The organism is Pseudomonas sp. lyk4-R2A-10 (assembly GCF_030209075.1).
Lineage (GTDB): Bacteria > Pseudomonadota > Gammaproteobacteria > Pseudomonadales > Pseudomonadaceae > Aquipseudomonas > Aquipseudomonas glycinae.
Map to the genome: position 1 here is coordinate 246,221 of NZ_JARVSR010000010.1, position 19,366 is coordinate 265,586.

The 19,366-nt window shown below is 58.8% G+C and carries 24 protein-coding genes; 23 read left to right on the plus strand and 1 reads right to left on the minus strand.

Features of this window, described 5'->3' with window-relative positions; translation table 11 throughout:
• Positions 1-8 precede the first annotated feature (8 nt).
• On the plus strand, positions 9-329 hold the full coding sequence (locus QRN46_RS14615; protein ID WP_285355437.1) for a hypothetical protein: 321 nt from the start codon (positions 9-11) through the stop codon (positions 327-329).
• Between the two features lie 4 nt (positions 330-333).
• Entirely contained in the window at positions 334-723 is a 390-nt protein-coding gene (locus QRN46_RS14620) for an antiterminator Q family protein (RefSeq protein WP_285355439.1), read from the plus strand.
• A gap of 46 nt (positions 724-769) precedes the next feature.
• Here QRN46_RS14620 and QRN46_RS14625 read toward each other — a convergent pair whose 3' ends face one another.
• Entirely contained in the window at positions 770-2,374 is a 1,605-nt protein-coding gene (locus QRN46_RS14625; protein ID WP_285355441.1) for an ATP-dependent nuclease, read from the minus strand.
• Positions 2,375-2,735: 361 nt separating this feature from the next.
• On the opposite strand from QRN46_RS14625, the gene QRN46_RS14630 reads away from it, so the two are divergent.
• The 21 genes from QRN46_RS14630 (at position 2,736) to QRN46_RS29140 (ending at position 19,304) form a co-directional block, all read left to right on the plus strand.
• Entirely contained in the window at positions 2,736-3,056 is a 321-nt protein-coding gene (locus QRN46_RS14630) for a phage holin family protein (protein ID WP_258449127.1), read from the plus strand.
• 419 nt (positions 3,057-3,475) lie between these two features.
• Positions 3,476-4,045: a terminase small subunit gene (locus QRN46_RS14635; RefSeq protein WP_262949165.1), complete on the plus strand. Its 570-nt coding sequence runs from the start codon at positions 3,476-3,478 to the stop codon at positions 4,043-4,045.
• A 4-nt stretch (positions 4,046-4,049) separates the two neighbouring features.
• Positions 4,050-6,044 carry a phage terminase large subunit family protein gene (locus QRN46_RS14640; protein WP_285355447.1) on the plus strand — a complete coding sequence of 665 codons (1,995 nt, stop codon included), beginning with the start codon at positions 4,050-4,052 and terminating at the stop codon, positions 6,042-6,044.
• 1 nt (position 6,045) lies between these two features.
• Complete coding sequence (locus QRN46_RS14645; RefSeq protein WP_064596156.1) at positions 6,046-6,252, plus strand: phage head-tail joining protein; 207 nt, start codon at positions 6,046-6,048, stop codon at positions 6,250-6,252.
• Positions 6,252-7,733, plus strand: a complete 1,482-nt coding sequence (locus tag QRN46_RS14650; RefSeq protein WP_169430194.1) for a phage portal protein — start codon at positions 6,252-6,254, stop codon at positions 7,731-7,733. The genes QRN46_RS14645 and QRN46_RS14650 overlap by 1 nt, the downstream gene beginning before the upstream one ends.
• Positions 7,730-8,878 carry a head maturation protease, ClpP-related gene (locus QRN46_RS14655; RefSeq protein WP_285355452.1) on the plus strand — a complete coding sequence of 383 codons (1,149 nt, stop codon included), beginning with the start codon at positions 7,730-7,732 and terminating at the stop codon, positions 8,876-8,878. The genes QRN46_RS14650 and QRN46_RS14655 overlap by 4 nt, the downstream gene beginning before the upstream one ends.
• Positions 8,879-8,880: 2 nt before the next feature.
• A complete protein-coding gene (locus tag QRN46_RS14660) occupies positions 8,881-9,225 on the plus strand; it encodes a head decoration protein (protein WP_262949161.1) in 345 nt (114 codons plus the stop codon).
• A 62-nt stretch (positions 9,226-9,287) separates the two neighbouring features.
• Complete coding sequence (locus QRN46_RS14665) at positions 9,288-10,283, plus strand: major capsid protein (protein WP_262949160.1); 996 nt, start codon at positions 9,288-9,290, stop codon at positions 10,281-10,283.
• Between the two features lie 2 nt (positions 10,284-10,285).
• Positions 10,286-10,606: a head-tail joining protein gene (locus QRN46_RS14670; protein ID WP_285355455.1), complete on the plus strand. Its 321-nt coding sequence runs from the start codon at positions 10,286-10,288 to the stop codon at positions 10,604-10,606.
• Complete coding sequence (locus QRN46_RS14675) at positions 10,603-11,268, plus strand: hypothetical protein (protein WP_285355457.1); 666 nt, start codon at positions 10,603-10,605, stop codon at positions 11,266-11,268. The genes QRN46_RS14670 and QRN46_RS14675 overlap by 4 nt, the downstream gene beginning before the upstream one ends.
• Positions 11,261-11,776 (plus strand): hypothetical protein, encoded by a 516-nt coding sequence (locus QRN46_RS14680; protein ID WP_285355459.1) that lies wholly within the window; start codon positions 11,261-11,263, stop codon positions 11,774-11,776. The genes QRN46_RS14675 and QRN46_RS14680 overlap by 8 nt, the downstream gene beginning before the upstream one ends.
• 29 nt (positions 11,777-11,805) lie before the next feature.
• A complete protein-coding gene (locus QRN46_RS14685; RefSeq protein ID WP_262949209.1) occupies positions 11,806-12,360 on the plus strand; it encodes a phage baseplate assembly protein V in 555 nt (184 codons plus the stop codon).
• Between the two features lie 56 nt (positions 12,361-12,416).
• Positions 12,417-12,665 (plus strand): hypothetical protein, encoded by a 249-nt coding sequence (locus QRN46_RS14690; protein WP_285355461.1) that lies wholly within the window; start codon positions 12,417-12,419, stop codon positions 12,663-12,665.
• A gap of 5 nt (positions 12,666-12,670) precedes the next feature.
• Positions 12,671-12,997, plus strand: coding sequence for a GPW/gp25 family protein (locus tag QRN46_RS14695; RefSeq protein WP_262949156.1), 327 nt, complete (start codon positions 12,671-12,673; stop codon positions 12,995-12,997).
• A complete protein-coding gene (locus QRN46_RS14700; RefSeq protein WP_285355464.1) occupies positions 12,994-13,875 on the plus strand; it encodes a baseplate assembly protein in 882 nt (293 codons plus the stop codon). Before QRN46_RS14695 ends, QRN46_RS14700 begins: the two co-directional genes overlap by 4 nt.
• Position 13,876: 1 nt before the next feature.
• Positions 13,877-14,485, plus strand: coding sequence for a phage tail protein I (locus QRN46_RS14705; RefSeq protein WP_285355466.1), 609 nt, complete (start codon positions 13,877-13,879; stop codon positions 14,483-14,485).
• Complete coding sequence (locus QRN46_RS14710) at positions 14,478-16,454, plus strand: phage tail protein (RefSeq protein ID WP_285355468.1); 1,977 nt, start codon at positions 14,478-14,480, stop codon at positions 16,452-16,454. Before QRN46_RS14705 ends, QRN46_RS14710 begins: the two co-directional genes overlap by 8 nt.
• Before the next feature lie 2 nt (positions 16,455-16,456).
• The gene (locus QRN46_RS14715) at positions 16,457-16,900 is read left to right on the plus strand and encodes a tail fiber assembly protein (RefSeq protein WP_285355470.1); all 444 of its coding nucleotides are present in this window, start codon (positions 16,457-16,459) and stop codon (positions 16,898-16,900) included.
• Positions 16,901-17,004: 104 nt separating this feature from the next.
• Complete coding sequence (locus QRN46_RS14720) at positions 17,005-18,174, plus strand: phage tail sheath subtilisin-like domain-containing protein (protein ID WP_285355472.1); 1,170 nt, start codon at positions 17,005-17,007, stop codon at positions 18,172-18,174.
• Between the two features lie 13 nt (positions 18,175-18,187).
• Positions 18,188-18,691 (plus strand): phage major tail tube protein, encoded by a 504-nt coding sequence (locus QRN46_RS14725; protein ID WP_285355474.1) that lies wholly within the window; start codon positions 18,188-18,190, stop codon positions 18,689-18,691.
• 13 nt (positions 18,692-18,704) lie between these two features.
• The gene (locus tag QRN46_RS29140; RefSeq protein WP_502942401.1) at positions 18,705-19,304 is read left to right on the plus strand and encodes a phage tail assembly protein; all 600 of its coding nucleotides are present in this window, start codon (positions 18,705-18,707) and stop codon (positions 19,302-19,304) included.
• The last annotated feature ends 62 nt before the right edge of the window (positions 19,305-19,366 follow it).

Below are 19,366 nucleotides of genomic sequence, written 5' to 3' on the forward strand. Positions count from 1 at the left end.
TTCAAAACATGCAGAAAAGGCCAGTGCCTAGCTTTAAGCGGGAACAGATCGAGCTGGAGCATTGCTCGATCTGCAAGGGAAAAGCGGTTGTAAAAGGACTGTTTTATGAGCTGGTTTGTGCTGATTGCAACGGCTCAGGTTGGGTTGTTTGGGGTAGCAAACTGGTGCTTTCTTCGGACGAGTTAGTCACTCAGTTAAGTTTCAAACTGCAGCACGCTCAGCGTGAAATTTCCGCGCTGAAAGTTTCGCCACCTATGGCTGGACCACAGAGCCAATACGAACAATCGAACCGCCTGGGAGCGGGCGGAACAAATTACACAGGGGATTGAAAGAATGATGATTCGTAAGCCAGCAGGCCGACCATTGGGGGACACCGAATACCTACTTGAGCAGTGGGGCTGGTGGAGGATGGATGGAATGGGGGTTCCTGGTTACACGTCACCGACTTTAGCGCTGATGCGACAAGCGGTAGCCCAGCCGTCTGCGAGCAACAACTACTGCATCACGGATGACTGGGCGATTGCTATCGACAATGCAGTTGCCAGGCTCGCACATCGGGATCAACAAATGGGCGATATCATCTGGCTTTATTACGGCGCCAAATGGGCAATGGTAAAAGTCGGTAAGCATTATGGGATCAGTGAGGGTAAGGCGAGGGAGCTGGCTAGGGCAGGGGCGGCTTGGGTGGATTGTGCCGTGGGTGAAATGCGTACAGCAGCCTGAGATTTTCGCGATGCCAGGAGGACTCTGAGTCCCCCTGGCTGAGTGCTTAAAAGGCGTTATTCCACGCCTTCGTTAAAGCATCTAACATGGCAGGCATATTAGATTCAAAGGACTCTTTGGAAATTTCATCGCCAACAGTCTTCGCGAGTTGCTTTTTCTGGTGGCCGGACATTCCTTTGGTTTGCTCTTCACTTCGTTTCCATCCCTGCTCATCGGGGTAGCATTCTTCGAGGCTGCCAAAAGGAAGCACAACTATTTGATTTCGGCGGTGTAAGTCGATATGGCCCTCAATGAATTGTTCAAATCCGGGTCTTGCTCTTTCAGTAGGTTGGTCGCATAAGATAATCGTACGTTCGTTGTAAATGCTTGTGCCCATCGGAGAGTAAGCTTTTGATATTGCATTTATGGAACGTTTTGCTTGGTGCGTATCGCCTTCGGCAGAAATGATCTGTATCGAAGGTTGGTCGTTATAGTGGCGCTTTATTACACGGGTCAAAAGTTCAAGTTCACTCGGTCCTTCTACAATCAGAAAGTTTCTTGGTAATAACAGATCGGCGGGGCTGCCCCCGAGTAATTCGTAGATTATATAAGGCTTATCATTCTCGTCTGTTTTAAAGATTTCCGTTTTACAATCATGCTTTTCTGTCTTGAATACTGACTCGCGACTGCTTGAGTCGGCGACGAAGACCGATGAGTGTGTACTGATCACAACTTGATCAAGGGTCGAACTCAGCTCTAATAAAACATCTTTTAGTTTTCTTTGGGCCGTTGGGTGGAGGTGTAATTCTGCTTCATCAATGAAGAATAAAAAGGATTTTCCCGCATCCTCTCTCGCTTTGCGATAGTCGGCATATGCCTGGATGATTGCGAGCATCAATGCTCGCTGCATCCCGTCTCCTTTTTCACTTGCGTAGGTCTCGATCCCATCATCGACAACTGTTTCGAATTTCTTCAGTAGATCGCTAAACTCCGGGGATAGAACTTCAAAGTAAACCTTAGAGCACTCGGAGAACTGCTTTTCGAGATGGCTTTTTACGGAGTGTCCCAAAGCCTTGAAGTGAGCATTAACGGCAGAATCTTCGGCGTTAAATAGGTCGTCGAAGGTGTTGCGAAACCTTTTGTATTTTGGGTCATCATTTAGTATTTCTTCAATGACAGATGAGAGCATAATTCCTACAGCGCTCTTTTGGTTGTATTTTGTGAATTCTTCATAATATTGGCGGGTGTGGATGTACTCAAATTTAGGGAGGAAATCATTAAGGGCGGGGTCAAATCCGGTGGGGTTTTTTTTGATTTCACCATTGATTTCCACTACGCGTTTTTTTGGCTCTGAACTTTGTCTTGTAACGACTATGTTATCTGCGCCAGATAGGAAGTTCTGGATCTTTGTCCGGTTGGCTTCATTTATCATGTTCTCGGCGCCATGTTGAGCGCCTGAGAACTCTAAGCTCACGATGATCTCTCTTCCTGCCTCTCGCTGGTATTTCATATCGCTAGTAAGACCGGAGCCGGTATAAAACCAAGCTATTGCCTCAAAAAAATTGGTTTTTCCTGTGTTGTTTTGGCCTATCAAAATATTGAAGTCGGAGAGGGTCAAATGCGCATTTTCAATAGATCTGAAATTTTCAATTTTAACGCTAACGATTTTCATATTGCCTCCATGCCAAAACGGAAACAGAAAAGGTCGATGCAGGAGTCAACGATAGCCTATAGGTGGTTTTTTGCTTGCCTATCCGCCTCGCGGTTCAAAAACTTCTGTTGCCATCGAGATTTATAGGGATAAGAAGACAAAAAACACTTTTCCGCACGGAATAGGTTTGTTTTTATAGCAGCGTGAACTGCTGTGAACGCAGCGAGACGCTTTCGAAACCCGGCCAATGAGTCGGGTTTTTTTATACCTACTTACAAGCCCCGCCATTGAGCGGGGCTTTATCGTTTTCGGCCCCATGCCTGCCTCTTTGCTCTGCGCGGATGACAGTGACATGGAGGCCGAACCTATTTGAGGACTACAGATGAGCACCGAGCAACAAGCTCTCGCGGATGTGCCCCTTTGGCTTTTGATCCTGCTGAGCATGGCGGGCCTGTCGGGGGAAATGCTGAGGGCGTCAGGAAGCGACCTTGGTCTTCGGCAAATCCTGCAACGAGTGGCTTTGCGATTTCTCGCATCTGGTCTGCTGGGTATGGCGACATTGCTGCTAGCGATGGCGCTCTGGAACAACCTCTACCTGGCTGCTGGATTGGGCATCGTCATTGCGGTGATTGGTGCCGATGTAGCCGGTGGTTTGTACACCCGGTTCTTGGCAAAGAAGGCAGGTATTCAAGTCGACGAGTAGGTCGCTGACAGTCAAATACTCCAGGGAGATCGGTCAATGCAGGTCCGCGTGATAGGCGATGACGGGAAGGTGTTGTGGGTCAAAGGTGAGACCCGACCTGACCTGGCGCTGACATCGCCGGGGACCCTGAGGTTATCTGAAGGGTACGGGGTCGCAAACCCGCGGGAAAGCGTTAGCCACAGGGCTGGAAAGTTAGTTGACAGTGGTTGACAGGTTGACAAGGAATTCTGTGTTTCAGCGACAGAGTTCGCATGTTCCAAACAGTGGTTTTTAGTGAAGTGCCCCCGGTTCTATTGGGCTGTAGGCCTTTTCATGCCTGTTCATTTTCTTAAACAGTACCCCCGGCGCAATGGCCAAAAGGCTTGTCAACTAAGCCGGGTTAGTTGACAAGACCGACAAGCCAAGACGATGGAGGCCGCATGGCTTTTGTAACTCGCAAGGAGTACTGCGAGCTGAAGGGGTGGTCGAGGCAGTACGTTGGCAAGCTGGTCAAGAGTCAACGGCTGGTTCTGAATGCCGCCGGGCAAATTGATGTGGAGGCCAGCGAGCAGCTTCTGGCCATGACGAGCGACCCGAGCAAGGCCGCCGTCGCCGCTCGACATGAGCGCAATCGACCGAAGCGGGGAAATCAGCCACCGCTGGAAATAGTCATCGCAGACTTTGTTGATGACCCCTCTGGTCAGGTACCCGACTTTCAAAAGTCACGCGCTCTTCGTGAGCATTACCTGTCGCTTCAGGAAAAAAACAATTTCCTTAAAGCCCAGGGCACTTTAGTAGAGCGCAAAGCGGTTGAAGACGCAGCCTATAACGCCGGTCGCTTGCTGCGTGATCTTTTGCTTGGAATGGCTCCACAACTATCGCCTGAACTGGCCTCGCTGTCTGATCCATGGCAAATCGAAAAGCGTCTGACGTCGGCTTTACGACAAACACTGGAAGATGCTGAGCGGCTGTCAGCAGCAGATCTAGAACAAGCAATTACCCCGAGCTAAACCTATGTCCTTAGAAATGTCGAACGGTGCGACGGTGTACCGCGAAGCGTATTTCCGTGGGCAGCGACCAGAGCCTGACGTCTGGATTGATCAGTGGGCCGATGAGTACATGCGCATCCCGCGCGACACCGGTGCGGCCGAGCCTGGTCAATACCACACTTCGCGCACCCCTTATGCGCGTGAGCCGATGCGCTGTCTGTCACCTGCCCACCCGTGCAAGCGGGTGGTGACCATGGTGGCTTCGCAGTTGATGAAAACGCAGATCGCCTTGAACTGGATCGGCGGCCTGATCCATATGGCCCCGTCCAACATCCTGACGTTGTTGCCCAGTCTGGGGTTGGCCAAGCGGGTATCGTCGCGCATTGGTAAAACCATCAAGGCCACGCCGGTTCTGCGTGAGCGCGTGGCGTCCAACCGCTCGCGAGATGCGCGCAATACCATGGACACGAAGGAGTTCGAGGGTGGTTCGCTGTACATCACCACGGCCGGTTCTGCGGCCAACCTGGCGGAGCTTTCCGCCCGCTACATCTATGGCGACGAGGTTGATCGCTGGAGTGTGGACGTGGGTGAAGAGGGCGACCCGGTCGAACTGGCCGAGACTCGCGGCAGTACTTTCGGCCGTAACGCCAAATTTTATTTTTCCAGTTCGCCGACGGTCAGGGGGGCGTCACGGATCGCTGATCTGTTTGAGGTCAGCGATCAGCGTTACTACTACGTGCCGTGTCCAACCTGTGAACACATGCAGGTTCTGGAGTGGGAGCGGTTGCATTACTCGGCGGATTTTCAGGTTGTGCATTACCAGTGTGCCGGCCCCGACTGCGACGTACTGATCGAGGAGCGCTATAAGGGCGAGATGCTGGCAAAAGGGGAGTGGCGATCACACACCCAAGGCGATGGCGAAACCGTTGGTTTCAACTTGAATGCGTTGTATTCGCCGCCCGGCTGGACCGGTTGGGCCTCGTTGGCCAAGCAATTCGAGAAGGCTAAAAAGGCTCAGGCCAAAGGCGATCTGGAGCCGATGCAGGTGTTTTATAACACCCGTCTGGCCAAGGTCTGGGATAGCGCTCAGGAGCAAACCTCGGCCGACGTGCTGAGGGATCGGGCGCGGCTGGAAAGCTACAGCCTTGGCTCAATGCCCGACGGCGTGTTGATGCTGACCGCTTCTGTTGACACCCAAGCCAACCGCCTGGAACTGATGGTGATGGGGTGGGGGGCTGGCATGGAACGCTGGGTGGTCGACTTTCAGGTGATCTCCGGCGACCCCGCAGACGAACGTACCTGGGCGGCGCTGGATGAGTTGCTCAAGGCTCGTTACCGACACCCTTGTGGTGCTGATCTGATGATCATGGCGACTGCGGTCGACTCCGGTGGTAACCATACGGATGAGGTTTATCAGTTCTGTCGTATGCGCCGCTGGCGCAGCGTGTTCGCCATCAAGGGGGCGAGCAAGCGAGGCCGGCCGGTGATCGCGCAGCGACCTTCCATGGTCGACGTGACATGGAAGGGCCTCACTGAGCGGCATGGCGCCGAGCTTTGGATTGTTGGTACCGACACGGCGAAGGACTGGATCTACAACCGCTATGTGTTCGACACCGGACCGGGAGCGCTGCACTTTGCCAACGACCTGCCGGATGACTTTTTCGCCCAGTGCGTGGCTGAGCGAAAAATCACCCGTTACGTCAGGGGGCACAAACGCATTGAATGGACCAAGGGCAAGGCCGAGCGCAACGAAGCGCTCGATCTGTTGGTGTACAACCTGGCCATGGCCCATTACCTCGGCATCAATCGCTACCAAGAACACGATTGGACGCGGATTCGGAAGTCGATCTACGAGTCGGTTTCGGGCGATAGCAGCCAGCCCGTTCAGAGCGAACGGCTCAGCCGGCCAGTCGTAACACCGGCCGCACCACAGGCGCCGCAACCCGCCGTGAAATCACGTCCGGCAGCCGCTCCCCCACAACGCCGCAGTTCCACCAGTGGCTACCTGAAGAGACGCTGATATGTCATTTACGAAAAAGCACCTCGACGCGGTTGAGGCGGCCATTGCTCGCGGTGAGAAAACTGTGCGCTACACCGACCGTACCGTGGAATACCGCACGGTCGATGAACTGCTCGCGGCGCGCGCGGAAATACGCTCGTCGCTGGCACGCGACGCCGGGCCACGTTCGCGCGTGGTCCGCCTTTATCACGGGGGCAAGGGACTTTAATGGCCCGACATTTTCCGACGTTGACCCGTAACGGCTTTGTGCTGCCGTCCAACATCAAGGCCAGTTACGAAGGCGCTGGTGAAGGCCGCCGATCCGCTAACTGGGACGCTCCCGACAACGGGATCAACAGCATCAACACTCCGGCACTGCGCAATTTGCGGTCGCGCTCCCGGGCAGCGGTTCGCAATGACCCGTATGCCTTCAACGTCATCGACAAGCGCGTCAGCAACCTGATCGGCACCGGCATCACCCCTAGGCCAGCGACCGATGATGATGCCCTGCGCAAGCTGCTGCAGGAGCTGTGGAGCGATTGGGTTGATGAATCTGATGCGGATGACCGCACCGACTTTTACGGCCAGCAGGCGCTGGTGGCGCGCACGGTGGAAACATCGGGTGAATGCTTTGTTCGCTTGCGTCCTCGCAGTCGGGACGAAGGCTTGGCGGTTCCGCTGCAGTTGCAGATTCTGGCGCCGGAGTTCGTGCCGCACGATAAATTCGAGAGCACCAAGAACGGCAACGTCATCCGCGCCGGCATCGAGTTCACGCCCGGCGGCAAGCGGGTAGCGTATTGGATGTACCTGTCGCACCCGCGTGATGCGGCCTCGTTGAACGCCGGCTACAACCAGCTAGTGCGCGTCCCGGCCGCGCAGGTGCTGCACATCTTCGAACCGGTCGAACCTGGCCAGTTGCGCGGTGTGCCGCGATTGTCGCCGGTTCTGAAACGGCTACGCAGTCTGGACAACTACGACGACGCGGTGCTGTTCCGGCAGGAGGTGGCCAACCTATTCGCCGGTTTCATCACGCGCCCGCCGCCGGACGCGGGTCCGGCTCCACGCGATCCGGTCACCGGCGCGTTATTGGATCTGGACCGCGACGGCTTCACGCCCATGGTTGCGCTCGAACCCGGCACCATGCAGGAACTCGGTCCGGGCGAAGAGGTGGAATTTTCCAAACCGCCGGATGCGGGCAACAACTACCCGGACTTCATGCGGCAGCAGTTGATGGCTGCAGCGGCGGGTAGCGGTACGCCTTACGAGATCCTCACCGGCGACATGCGCGGAATCAACGACCGAGCATTACGGGTGGTGCTCAACGAGTTTCGGCGCCGCCTGGAACAACTCCAATTCAGCGTATACGTGCATCAACTTTGCCGTCCGGTGCGGGCCGCGTGGATGGACATGGCGGTGCTGTCGGGTGTTCTGGTGCTGGACGATTACGCACAGAAGCGCCGCCAGTACCTTCGCACTCGCTGGGTACCGCAAGGCTGGGCCTACATCCAGCCGGTTCAGGACGTGCAGGCGCGAGCGATGGAGGTGAGAGCCGGTTTTTCGTCGCGCAGCGAGATGGTTTTGCGTACCGGCTACGACGCCGAAACGGTCGATCTGGAAAACGCCGCCGATCTGGCGCGGGCCACCGCATTGGGCCTCAACTACAACACCCTGGATGCCGTCGAAGACACCGACGACAAGGAGCAACCATGAGCAAGAGCGCGAAACCGCGTATTTACAACCGCGCCGGCAAACGCGTCGAGGTCAAGGACAAGACCTGGTACGCCGTTCATGCCAGCGGCGAGTCAACCGAGCGAGTGATCGAAGTCTTTGTCTATGGCGAGATCGGCGCGTGGGGCATCACTGCCAATCAGTTCGTGCAGGATCTGCGCGCCATGGACGACGGTGTGTCGCCGGTGGTCGCCGCGTTCAACAGTATCGGCGGTGATCTGTTCGACGGGCTGGCGATGCACAACGCGCTGTCGCGGTTGGGCGAGCGCTGCACCGGTCGGATCGATGCACTGGCAGCGAGTGCCGCCAGTGTGGCTGTGTGCGGTGCCCACCGCGTAGTAATCGCGGCGAACGCCATGTTGATGATTCACAACCCCTACACCTATGCAGGCGGGGGCGCCGAGGACTTCCGCCGGGTCGCTGACGTATTGGATCAAACCTTGGAGGCGATCATCGCGGCCTATAAGGCCAAAGCGCCCGACATCGACGAGGCCGAGCTGCGGCGAATGGTCGATGCCGAAACCTGGCTGACTGCCAACGAAGCGGTGGCTTTGGGCCTGGCTGATGAAGTCGGCGACGGCATCAAGGTCAAAGCATGCCTAGGTCAAGGCGCGGTCTTGCAACGGTTCCAGCACGCTCCGGCTGAGTTGGTTGCGCAGCTCGACGAGGAACCCGAGCCGGATCCGGATCTTGAGCCTGTCGATCCGCCGCAGGTGCCGCCCGTCGTAGACTCGGCCAAGTTGGCATTGATGGTCAGTCAGCGCTGCACGGCGGCGGGCATCAGCAACCTGATCGAGCCGCTACTCAAGTCCACCCAGCTTGAAAGTGAAGAGATCGTTTTTGCGGGTCTGGCACGCGCCAAGGCGATTAACGACCTCTGCGTGGCTGCGCGGCTGCCTGAATTCAGCGCCGAGTATGTCGCGGCAGGTCTGGATGCGCCGGCGGTGCGGGCGCGTCTGTTCGACAAAATTGTCACCAGCGGTAAGGGCTTTGAAATCGACAACAGTCTGCCGCTGGCGGACGACCTGGCACCCAAGGTGCTGGCCAAACAACCTGACCCCAACTCGATTTGGGCTGCTCGCCAAGCGGCTCAAACTGGAACCGCGCGCGGCGCGAAAGGAGCATGAGCATGACCATCAAACAGGAACCGATGCACGCAGGTGAATTCCTGCTGTCCGAAGGCGCCGGGAACATTTCGCGGGAAACGATCAATGTCGCCGCCGGTCCGGCACTGAATCCGGGCCAAGTCCTCGGTTTGGTGACGGCCACGGCCGAGTTTGCGCCGTATGCTCCGGCCGCCGAAGACGGCACCCAAACTGCTGTCGCGATCCTTTACGGGCCGCTGGGCGAGTCGGACATCGTGCGCCGTGGTCGCGCTGTGGTGCGGTTGGCCGAGGTCAGTGAAGCGCACCTGACAGGGCTGGATCCTGAGGCCGAAAAAGATCTGGCCGCTCATTTCCTGATCGTCCGCTAAGACGTTTCCTTTCTTAATATGCATCCCGCCGCGTGCGGGATTTTTCGTTTCTGGAGAGTACCATGGCCGATATCGCCATTTTTGAAGACGAAGCGTTTACCGTTACCTCGCTGACCGCTGCACTCAATGATCAACCCTACCTGCCGGGCCGCATCAGCGCCCTGGGCCTGTTCCGCGAGGAAGGCATTACCACCCTGACCGTGCAGATTGAAAAGGACGGTGACACCCTGGCACTGGTGCCGGCCGGTGAGCGCGGTGGTTCTGGCCTGGTGGTTGCTGCGAGCAAGCGCAACCTGATCCCGTTCAACACCGTGCACCTGCCGGAGCGTTTCACCATCAAGGCGGATGAGATCCAAGGCATCCGCGCCTTCGGGACGCGTACCGAGCTGCAGGCGGTTCAGGATGTGGTCAATGCACGTCTGGCAAAGGCGCGTCGTCAGTTGGACGCGACGCATGAGTTCCAGCGCATGGGCGCACTCAACGGCCAGATCCTCGACGCTGATGGTTCGACGGTGCTGCTGGACTTGTATGAGCGCTTCGGTGTGCAGCGTCAGAAGATGTCCATGGGGCTGACTGAAGCCGGTACCGAGCTGCGGGTTAAGTGCGGTGAGGCGCTGGACATGCAGGAGGATGCGCTGGGCAGTGTGACCAGTACCGGTTCGCGCGCTTTCTGCGGCAAGAACTTCTGGAACAAGCTGATTGTTCACAAGTCGGTCAAAGAGACCTACCTCAACAGTCAGCAAGCGGCAGCGCTGCGTGGCGACGCCCGGGAAAGCTTCGAGTTCGGCGGCATCATCTGGGAACGCTACCGTGGCAAGGTCGCCGGCGTGTCTTTTGTCCATGACGACAAAGCGCTGCTGGTTCCGGAAGGCGTGCCGGATCTGTACATCTCGGTGTTCGCGCCGGCTGACTACATGGAAACGGTCAACACTCAGGGCATTCCGTACTACAGCATGATCGAGCCGCTGCCCTTCAACAAAGGCATGGCCGGTGAAGCGCAGTCCAACCCGCTGCATATGTGCACTCGGCCGCGCGCCCAGATCCTGCTGGAACTCTGACCGTGGGCTTTCGCGATCTGATCGCCGAGGTCGACGCGGTGGTGTTCGAAACGCTGGGCGATACGGCTCGGATTGAAGGTCGCGAAGAGCCAGTGTTCGGCATGTTTGCCGCGCCCTGGCTGCAACCCAAGTTCGGCAAGCTCAATACTGGTTTGCGCGAGCCGCGCTTCGAGATTCGCGTCAGCGATTCGCACGGTCTGGAGCAAGGCATGCTGGTCAGCGTCGATTTGCCTGTCTTGGATGGCGGCGGTGACTACGACCTGATCCAGCTCGAACCGAGCGGCGACGGTCTGGTCGCCCTGATTCTGAGGTTGCGGCCATGAGCGTCGGCAGCTATTTCAAACCCTCGGCCGGGGGCGGGATGATCTCTATCCAGTCCTCGGCCGCAGATTTTCAAGCATTCCAGGACTTTGCCAAGGTGGTGCCGAAAGCGGCGGCTGCGGCGCATCGGCGCGCAATCAACAAGACGCTGGGTTGGTTGCGCACGCACATTGCCCGAGCCGTCAGCCGGTCAGAGCGCATTGCCGTAGCGGCGGTTCGTCAGCGGTTGCGCAGCTATCCAGTTTCCGGCGCGGCCGCGAGCGGCAAACTGTGGTTCGGGTTGAACAGCATCGAGTCCAGCCGGATCGGCCGGGCGCGGCAGACCGGCAGCGGAGTGTCGGTGGCGGGGCGGCGTTACGAAGGTGCCTTTCTCAAGAAGGTCTACGGCAACAAGCCCGACATCTGGATCCGCACGGCCAGCAAGCATTTCAACGCGGACGACTACCCGGACAGCACGGTGTCACCCGGGCGCGGGCCGAGTTCGGGTTGGGTCGCTGAAAACGGTAGTCGTTTCCCGCTGGCCAAAGCCAAGGTGTCGCTTGAGCAAGCCCGGCCGCATTTCGACAGCTGGGTCAAAAAGGCCGATGAGCGTCTGCTGGAAATTCTCAAACAAGAACTCAACTTCGAGCTGCAGAAATACCTAAAGAGGATCGGCAATGTCTGACGAACCGTTCAGCCTGGACCAGCTTTATCGGGCGGTAGAACAGCATTTGCGTACCCACTTGCCGGGCGTGCAGGCCGTCACCGCCTGGCCAGACATTAAGGATCGCGTGTTGCTGCCGGCGGTGTTTCTGGAAGTGGCCGAGATTGAGCCGGGTACCGATATCGGCACCGGCGAAACCTCGCTGGTCTGCAAGTTCGAGGCGCGAATCATCGTTGACCCGATCAAGCCGCACCATCATCAACAGGCTGTGCAATTGGCGACCCAGTTGGCGGTCCTGTTGCGTGCGCAGACGTGGGGGTTGCCAGTTGAACCCGCCGAGTTTGTGCAATCGCTTCAGGACTGGACCCAACCGCATCTGGATGGATACACCGTGTGGCTGGTGGAGTGGACTCAGCAAGTCTATCTCGGCCCAGAGGAATGGCTCTGGCCCTACGAACCGCCGGGCATGTTGCTCATTGGGTTCAACAACGACGCCAAAGAGGACTTTGTCCCTGCGGAGGATGTGTGAGTAGCTACGCGAGCGCCCAGCATGACCGCATGATCGCCGGCGCGGTAAAGGCTTGCTATGTGGTCGCGCTGGATCTGTCGGCATCGCCGCCCGTGTGTCGCGTCTCGGATGGCAGTGAATGGGTCAGCGCCTGGGTGCGGTGGCACAGCATCGCGGCGGGCAAGGCCAGACACTGGCGGGCGCCCTCCATGGGCGAGCAGGGCAGTTTGATCAGTCCCAGCGGTGACGTGTCACAAGGCACGTTTGTCCCGGGTTTGTATGGCAATGCCGGTCCACCACCGGACAATCGCGACCACGTCGAGGTCTGGCGTTTCGATGATGGCGGCTCGCTGGTCTACGACTGGCAGGCCAAGTCTTACACCATCACCCTGCCGAGTGGCACGGTGGCAATCAAGGTCGGCGGCACGAACGTCGTCGTTACGGATAACGCGATAACGGTGAAGTCGGGCACGATCGATCTTGAAGCGACCGTGAATATTAAGGGGCCTGTCAATATCGACGGCCCGTTATCCGTAACGGGCAACATCGACGGCGCTGGCAACATCATGGCCGCCGGCAACAGTGACAACCACCACAAGCATTAACCCAAACATTCACCACAGCCCGCCAAGCGCGGGCTTTTTTATACATGGAGAACCACATGGCCAAGATCGATACGACCTCAACCGATGCGCAAACGTCCTCGGAACCGGCATTGTCATCCCTAACGTACTCATCGCTTGAGTCCTTGAAATTTCGCGACAAGGTTTACACCTCGCGACTGGTGATCGTGCCCGGAACTGACCGTTCCTATCCGGTCGAAAAGGCGACGGTCGAGGTGCCGGCCTCCGACATCGAAGCGATCAAGTTCCTGAAAGCCAGCGAAGAATACGAGCCGTTCAAGGAGTGACATAGATGATCGGAATGGATCGCCACACCGGCCAACCCATCTCCGGCATCGAGCATCTGCGGCAATCCATTGCTGACATCTTGAGCACGCCGCTGGGCAGTCGCCGACACCGTATGGAGTACGGCAGCAAGCTGCGGCGGTTTGTCGATTTGCCCGTTAACGAGGGCTGGAAAAGCGCCGTACAGGCTGAGGTCGCCCGCGCTTTGGGGCGCTGGGAGCCACGTTTGAAGCTCGACCAGGTGCGTGTCCTCTCCGTCATTGGCGGGCAAATCAATCTGCAAATCGTCGGGACGTACCTGGGCGACAGCGTCACGTTGGAGGTGGCCGCATGAGTACCGTTGATCTGTCGTCGTTGCCGGCACCGACCGTGTTGGAGCCTCTGGACTTTGAAGAGGTTTATCAGGACGGGCTGGGCGTGTTTCGCGGTTACATGGGCGGCAACTGGACGGCCGCGCTGGAAAGCGATCCAGTGGTCAAGACGCTTGAGGTCGGGGCTTATATCAAGGTCGGCAACCGCGCCCGGGTCAATGACGCCGGCAAGGCGTTATTACTGGCGCATGCCATTGGCGGTGACCTTGATCACCTGGGTGCGAACGTCAATTTGAAACGCCTGGTGATTCAGGTGGCAGATCCGCAAGCGGTGCCACCGGTGCCCGAGGTCATGGAAGACGACGACCCGTTTCGCGAGCGCATCCAGTTGGCCTATGAGGGGTTGACCACAGCCGGCCCGCGTAACAGCTACATCCTGCACGCGCGTAACGCCTCGGGGCTGGTGGCAGATGCCACGGCCGAAAGCCCAGCGCCTTGCTACGTTACTGTAACGGTGCTGGGGTTGGACGGGGAGGGCGAAGCGCCGCCGGAGCTGTTGACGACGGTGGCCACTGTGTTGAATGACGAAAACGTGCGGCCGGTGGGTGATCGGGTGACCGTGCAGAGCGCGCAGGTGATCCGCTACGAGATTGACGCCATCTTGCATATGGCCGGCGCGGGACCGGAAGCGGATGCCAGTTTGGCCGAGGCCAAGAGCCGCTTGGCAGCCTGGATCAATCCACGCAAGCGGCTGGGCGTCGAGGTCGCACGCTCTGCTGTTGACGCTCAGTTGCACGTTGCCGGCGTTGCCCGGGTCGAGTTGGTCGGGTGGCAGGACTTGGCCCCGACCAAGGCTCAGGCAGCGTTCTGCACGCGCTACAACGTGAGGCTGGCGGGCTGATATGAAAAGTCTACTGCCGCTCAACAGCACGCAACTGGAACGGGCCATGGAGGCCGCGTTTTTCGAAAAGACGATTGTCCCACTGCGCGACCTCTACAACCCCGACACCTGCCCGGCGCATCTGCTGCCGCATCTGGCGTGGGCGTGGTCGGTCGATCGCTGGGACTATCGATGGTCTGAGGCGACCAAGCGCGCGGCCATCAAGGCGTCGTTCTACATCCACAAACACAAGGGCACGATCGGGGCGATCCGTCGCGTGGTCGAGCCGCTGGGTTACCTGATCGAGATTGTCGAGTGGTTCCAGACCGTGCCCGAGGGCGTGCCGGGCACCTTTGCGCTGAAGGTTGGCGTGCTGGACACCGGTATCACCGAGGAAATGTATCAGGAGCTTGAGCGCCTGATTGACGACGCCAAGCCCGTAAGTCGCCAGTTGGTCGGGTTGGCGATCAGTTTGGAAACCCAAGGCAATTTAGACATTGCCGTGTGCCTGTACGACGGCGACGAAATCGACGTTTACCCGCCCGTCATGCGTGACATTGAGGTCACCGGCAGCATTGGCGTGGTCGGCCGCGAACACACCATAGACACCCTGGACGTTTATTATGATTGATGCGAATTCGCAGTTTTTCGCGATCCTCACGAACGTGGGGATGGCCAAACAGGCGAACGCCGACGCGCTCGGCATTGCCTGGAAGATCACCGAAATGGGGGTTGGCGATGCCAACCCGGGAGGGTTGGCCGACCCGCCTAATCCAGTGCCGGCGGCCACTCAGACCAAGTTGCTCAACGAGTGGCGCCGCAAGCCGTTGAATCAGCTTCGCGTTGACCCGGTCAACCCGGCGGTGATCATCGCCGAGCAAATCATTCCGGCCGACGAGGGCGGTAAGTGGATTCGCGAAATCGGCCTTTACGACGCGGACGGGGATCTGGTGGCGGTGGCCAACTGCGCGCCTAGCTTCAAGCCGCTGCTGTCGCAAGGCTCCGGCCGCACGCAAGTCGTGCGCATGAACTTCGTGGTTAGCAGCACGGGCAGCATCACGCTCAAGATTGACCCGGCGGTGGTGCTGGCAACCCGTGAGTGGGTGCTTGCGCAGATTCTGGAGGAATTGAGCAAGCTCGACATCAAGCAGTCGGTGCGCGCTGCCACCACGGCCAACATCAATCTGGTCGGTTTACAGGTGGTGGACGGCGTTTCGCTGAACGCCGGCGATCGGGTGCTAGTGAAAGACCAGACGGTGGCCAAGGACAACGGCCCGTATGTGGTGGCGGTGGGTGCGTGGGTACGTGCCAAGGATGCGGACAACAGCACCAAGGTGACGCCGAATCTGACGGTGGCAGTCGAGGTCGGCGCGACTCAGGCCGACACGATATGGCAACTGGTGACGGACGGCCCGATTGTCGTAGGCACCACTGCGCTGACGTTCAAGAACATTACGGACGGTTTTGCCCGGTTGTTCTCGCCGACGTTTTCCGGCAACCCCACGGCCCCGACGCCGGCACAGTTCGATAGCAGCAAGTCGCTGGCGACGACTGAGTTTCTCAGGCGTCGTGGTTTCGAGTTCTCGGGGTTCACGACCAACGACGCGAGCCTTGTGCTTTCGGCGACGCACCTCGGCGGCCTGCACAGTTTCTCCGCCGCCACGCAACTCACGGCAACCTTGCCACCGACGGCGGGCGTAGCGCAGGGGGCGACGATCACGCTGGTCAGTGCCGGCCCGGGTGGCTTGAAAGTCGTGGGTTCGGGTGCTGACGTGGTGTACACCTCGACCGGTGTGGCCGGGCCTCTGGTGCTGGCTCTGGGCGACACGGCCGAATTCATCCGCCTGCAAGACCAGTGGCGACTGGTTGGCGGTTCGGTGCTGTTGCGCTTTGCTGGCACGATGGGCGGCGCGCACTTCGTCACGCAGCCGCAGTTCGATAGCGGCAAGGCGCTGGCGACGACGGAATTTGCGCAGCGGGCGCAGGGGAGTTTTGCCGGGCGTGTGGATATTGGAGCATTGCCCGCAACGCTCAGTGCCTCGGCCGCTGGCTGCCGTATTGTGCTGGCGGCGTCAGGGACGCTGACCCTGCCGCCTGTTGCTTCGGTGCCGACGGGCACCAATTTCTTTCTGTTCAACACGACGCCGGGTGTGGTCACCGTCGCTCGGCAGGGTACGGACGTTATTAGCGCGATGTCCGTTAATTCCATGACCTCTGTAACCCTTCAGTCCCTGTCCACCATTGTGATCACCGCAGGCAATGGGCAGTGGGTCGTTGAAAGCGGTATGTCTGCTTTGAAGTATGCACCTGAGTTCGGTAGCTCTTGGGGCGGCAGCGGCTATCAAAAGCTGCCATCGGGCTTTATCGATCAATGGGGAACGGGGTCTACAGATGCGAGCGGCAATATCTATGTGACGTTCCAGACGGCGTTTCCTAATGCTGCCCGGAGCGTTATCGCTTTTCATACGGGAACGGCGGGGGTCATGGGGTGTGTCGTCTTTGGCTCGCTGACCAAGTCAGGGTGCACCCTTCGTTTTCAAAATCAAAGCGGCGCTGTTCAGGCAGGCTGGACTGTCTACTGGCGGGCCTCGGGGGATTGATGATGGATGATGTTGTGTTTTTCAGTCCGACAACGTGTGGGGCTTACACGTATGCCGTGCATGGTTCTGATATGCCGGAGGATGTTGTACAGGTCGCGGCGAGCACTTGGCGTCAACTGCTTGCGGAGCTTGCGACCAGTCCAAAAAAAATGTCGTCCCGGCCTGATGGTCAGCCGGTGCTGATTGATCCGCCGCCACTCGATGCCGACGAACTGGCGACGGTCGAGCGGGCTTGGCGTGACGCGCAACTGGCGCTGACTGACCCGATGGTTTCCCGGCACCGCGATGAGCTGGAAGAAAGCGGCGCAACTTCGCTCACGGCTGAGCAGTACGCAGAGCTTCAGGCTTACCGCCGGCAGTTGCGCGACTGGCCGCAAGGCTCGCAATTCCCGCTCGTTGAGCACCGGCCGCCGGCGCCGACCTGGCTGTTAGCACAACCCGACTAAACGCCCCGCACTGACGGGGCGTTTTCTTTTCCGTTACACGTAACACCAACACCCCTCACAGCCTCGCTTATGCGGGGTTTTTTCGTTTCTGGAGACTGACCCTTATGAGTGGTTTATTTCACGGCATCACGACCACGGTGGTGGAGACCGGCGCGCGCACCATCTCGCTGCCGTCGTCGTCGATTATCGGCCTGTGCGACACCTTTACCCCGGGCCAACTCGGCGGCGGTACGGCCAAGGCGGGCGAACTGAAGTTGATCACCACCGAGCGCGAAGCCATTGCCGCGTTCGGTGCCGACTCGGCCATCACCAAGGCCTGTCAGGCGATCTACGTCAAAGCTAAGGCGGTGATCGTCGCTATCGGCGTGCCCAAGCTGGAAGACGCCGCGCTGCAAACCTCGGCGATCATCGGCGGTGTCCTGGCCTCGGGTCAGCGTACCGGCCTGCAGGCGCTGCTTGATGGCAAAAGCCTGTTCAACGCCCAACCGCGTCTGTTAATCGCGCCGGGCCATACGGCGACTCAGGCGGTGGCCACGGCCATCGACAGCGTGGCGCAGAAGCTGCGCGCTATCGGCATCATCGACGGCCCCGGTACCACCGATGAGGCCGCCATGGCCTACGCCGATAACTTCGGCAGTCGCAACCTGTTCATGGTCGACCCTGGCGTCAAGTATTGGGACACCGTCACCAGCGCTACGGTCGAAGCGCCCGGCTCGGCTTGGGCAGCAGGCCTGTTTGCGTGGACGGATGCTGAATACGGTTTCTGGGCCTCGCCATCGAACAAGGAGTTGACTGGCATCACCGGCACCGGCCGCGCGGTCGAGTACCTGGACGGCGACGAGACGTGCCGGGCCAACCTGCTCAACAACGCCAATATCACCACGATCATTCGCGACGACGGCTACCGCCTGTGGGGCAACCGCACTCTGTCGAGCGATCCGAAGTGGGCCTTTGTTACTCGCGTTCGCACGCTGTTCATCCTCATGGACGCGGTGCAGGCGGGGCACAAGTGGGCGGTCGACCGCTCGATCACCAAGACCTATGTGGCCGATGTCACCAACGGTCTGGATGCATTCCTGCGCGACCTCAAAGCCCAGGGCGCGATCATCAACTTTGAAGTTTTCGCCGACACCGAACTGAACACGGCCAGCCAAATCGCCCAGGGCAAGGTGTATTGGCGCATCCGTTTCACCGATGTTCCGCCGGCAGAAAACCCGAATTTCCTTTTCGAAGTCACCGACCAGTGGATGACCGAAGTGCTTGAAGCAGCCTAAGGGGGCGTAGCAAATGATTCCTCAAACTTTGTACAACACGAACATGTTCGTCGACGGCGTAAATTTTGCCGGCGAAGTGCCGAGCATGACGCTGCCCAAGTTGACCACCAAGACTGACGAATACCGTGGCGGCGGCATGGCCGGCCCCATCGAGATGGATCAGGGGCTGGAAAAAATGGAAGCCTCGTTTGTCACCAAGGGCGTGCGCCGTGAGTCGCTGAAGTACTTTGGCCTGGCGGACGGCACGGCCTTCAACGCCACGTTCCGTGGTGCCTTCAAGGGGCAAAAAGGCGCGGTGACAGCGGCCGTTGCCACCTTGCGCGGTCGCCTCAAAGAGGTCGATCTCGGTGACTGGAAAGCCGGTGATGCTGCCGAGATCAAACACGCCGTTGCAGTCACCTACTACAAGCTCGAAATCGACGGGCGCCTGATGTACGAAATCGACATGGTCGCCGGCATCCAGGTGATCGACGGCAAAGACCAACTGCTCGAAGTGCGCAACGCGCTCGGCCTGTAAGGAATAGATCCAGATGACTCAAGTAATCACTAAAAACTTGCCGGCCTGGCTGTCGCTCAGTGCGCTCGGCGCTGTTGTAACGCTGACCCGTCCAAGCAAGGCCAACAGTGTCGAGGTCGAGACGTTGAACTTGCGTAACCCGACCGTGCGTGAGGTGCGGGCGGCCGACCGCGCCGCCAACGGCGACGACGAACAGCGCGAGCTGATGCTGTTTGCCGGGCTGGCTGAGGTCGGACTGAAGGATCTGGAAGGCCTCAAACTGACCGACTATCGCCGCGTGCAGACGGCGTATTCGCACCTAGTGCCGAAAACCGACTATTCGGACTCGATGCCGGCATGGTTGTCGCTGACCACCGATCAGGTGCTAGTGACGCTGTCCTGTCCGAGCGAAATCAACGGCGTGACCGTCGACAAGCTGGCCTTGCGTTCGCCGACCGTGGGCGACGTGCGGGCGGCCAACCGTGAAGTGGGTGGCGACGATGAGCAGCGCGAGCTGGTGTTGTTTGCTGCGTTGTCCGGTGCGCCTGTCGCGGATCTGGAGGGGCTGAAGCTGGTGGATTTTAACCGCTTGCAAGCCGGCTATTTTCGCATGGACAACGACGACGGGCTTTAACCCCAGCGTGATCAAGTCGGCGGCGAAACGTCTGGCGGCGGAAACCGGATTTTCCGCCGCCG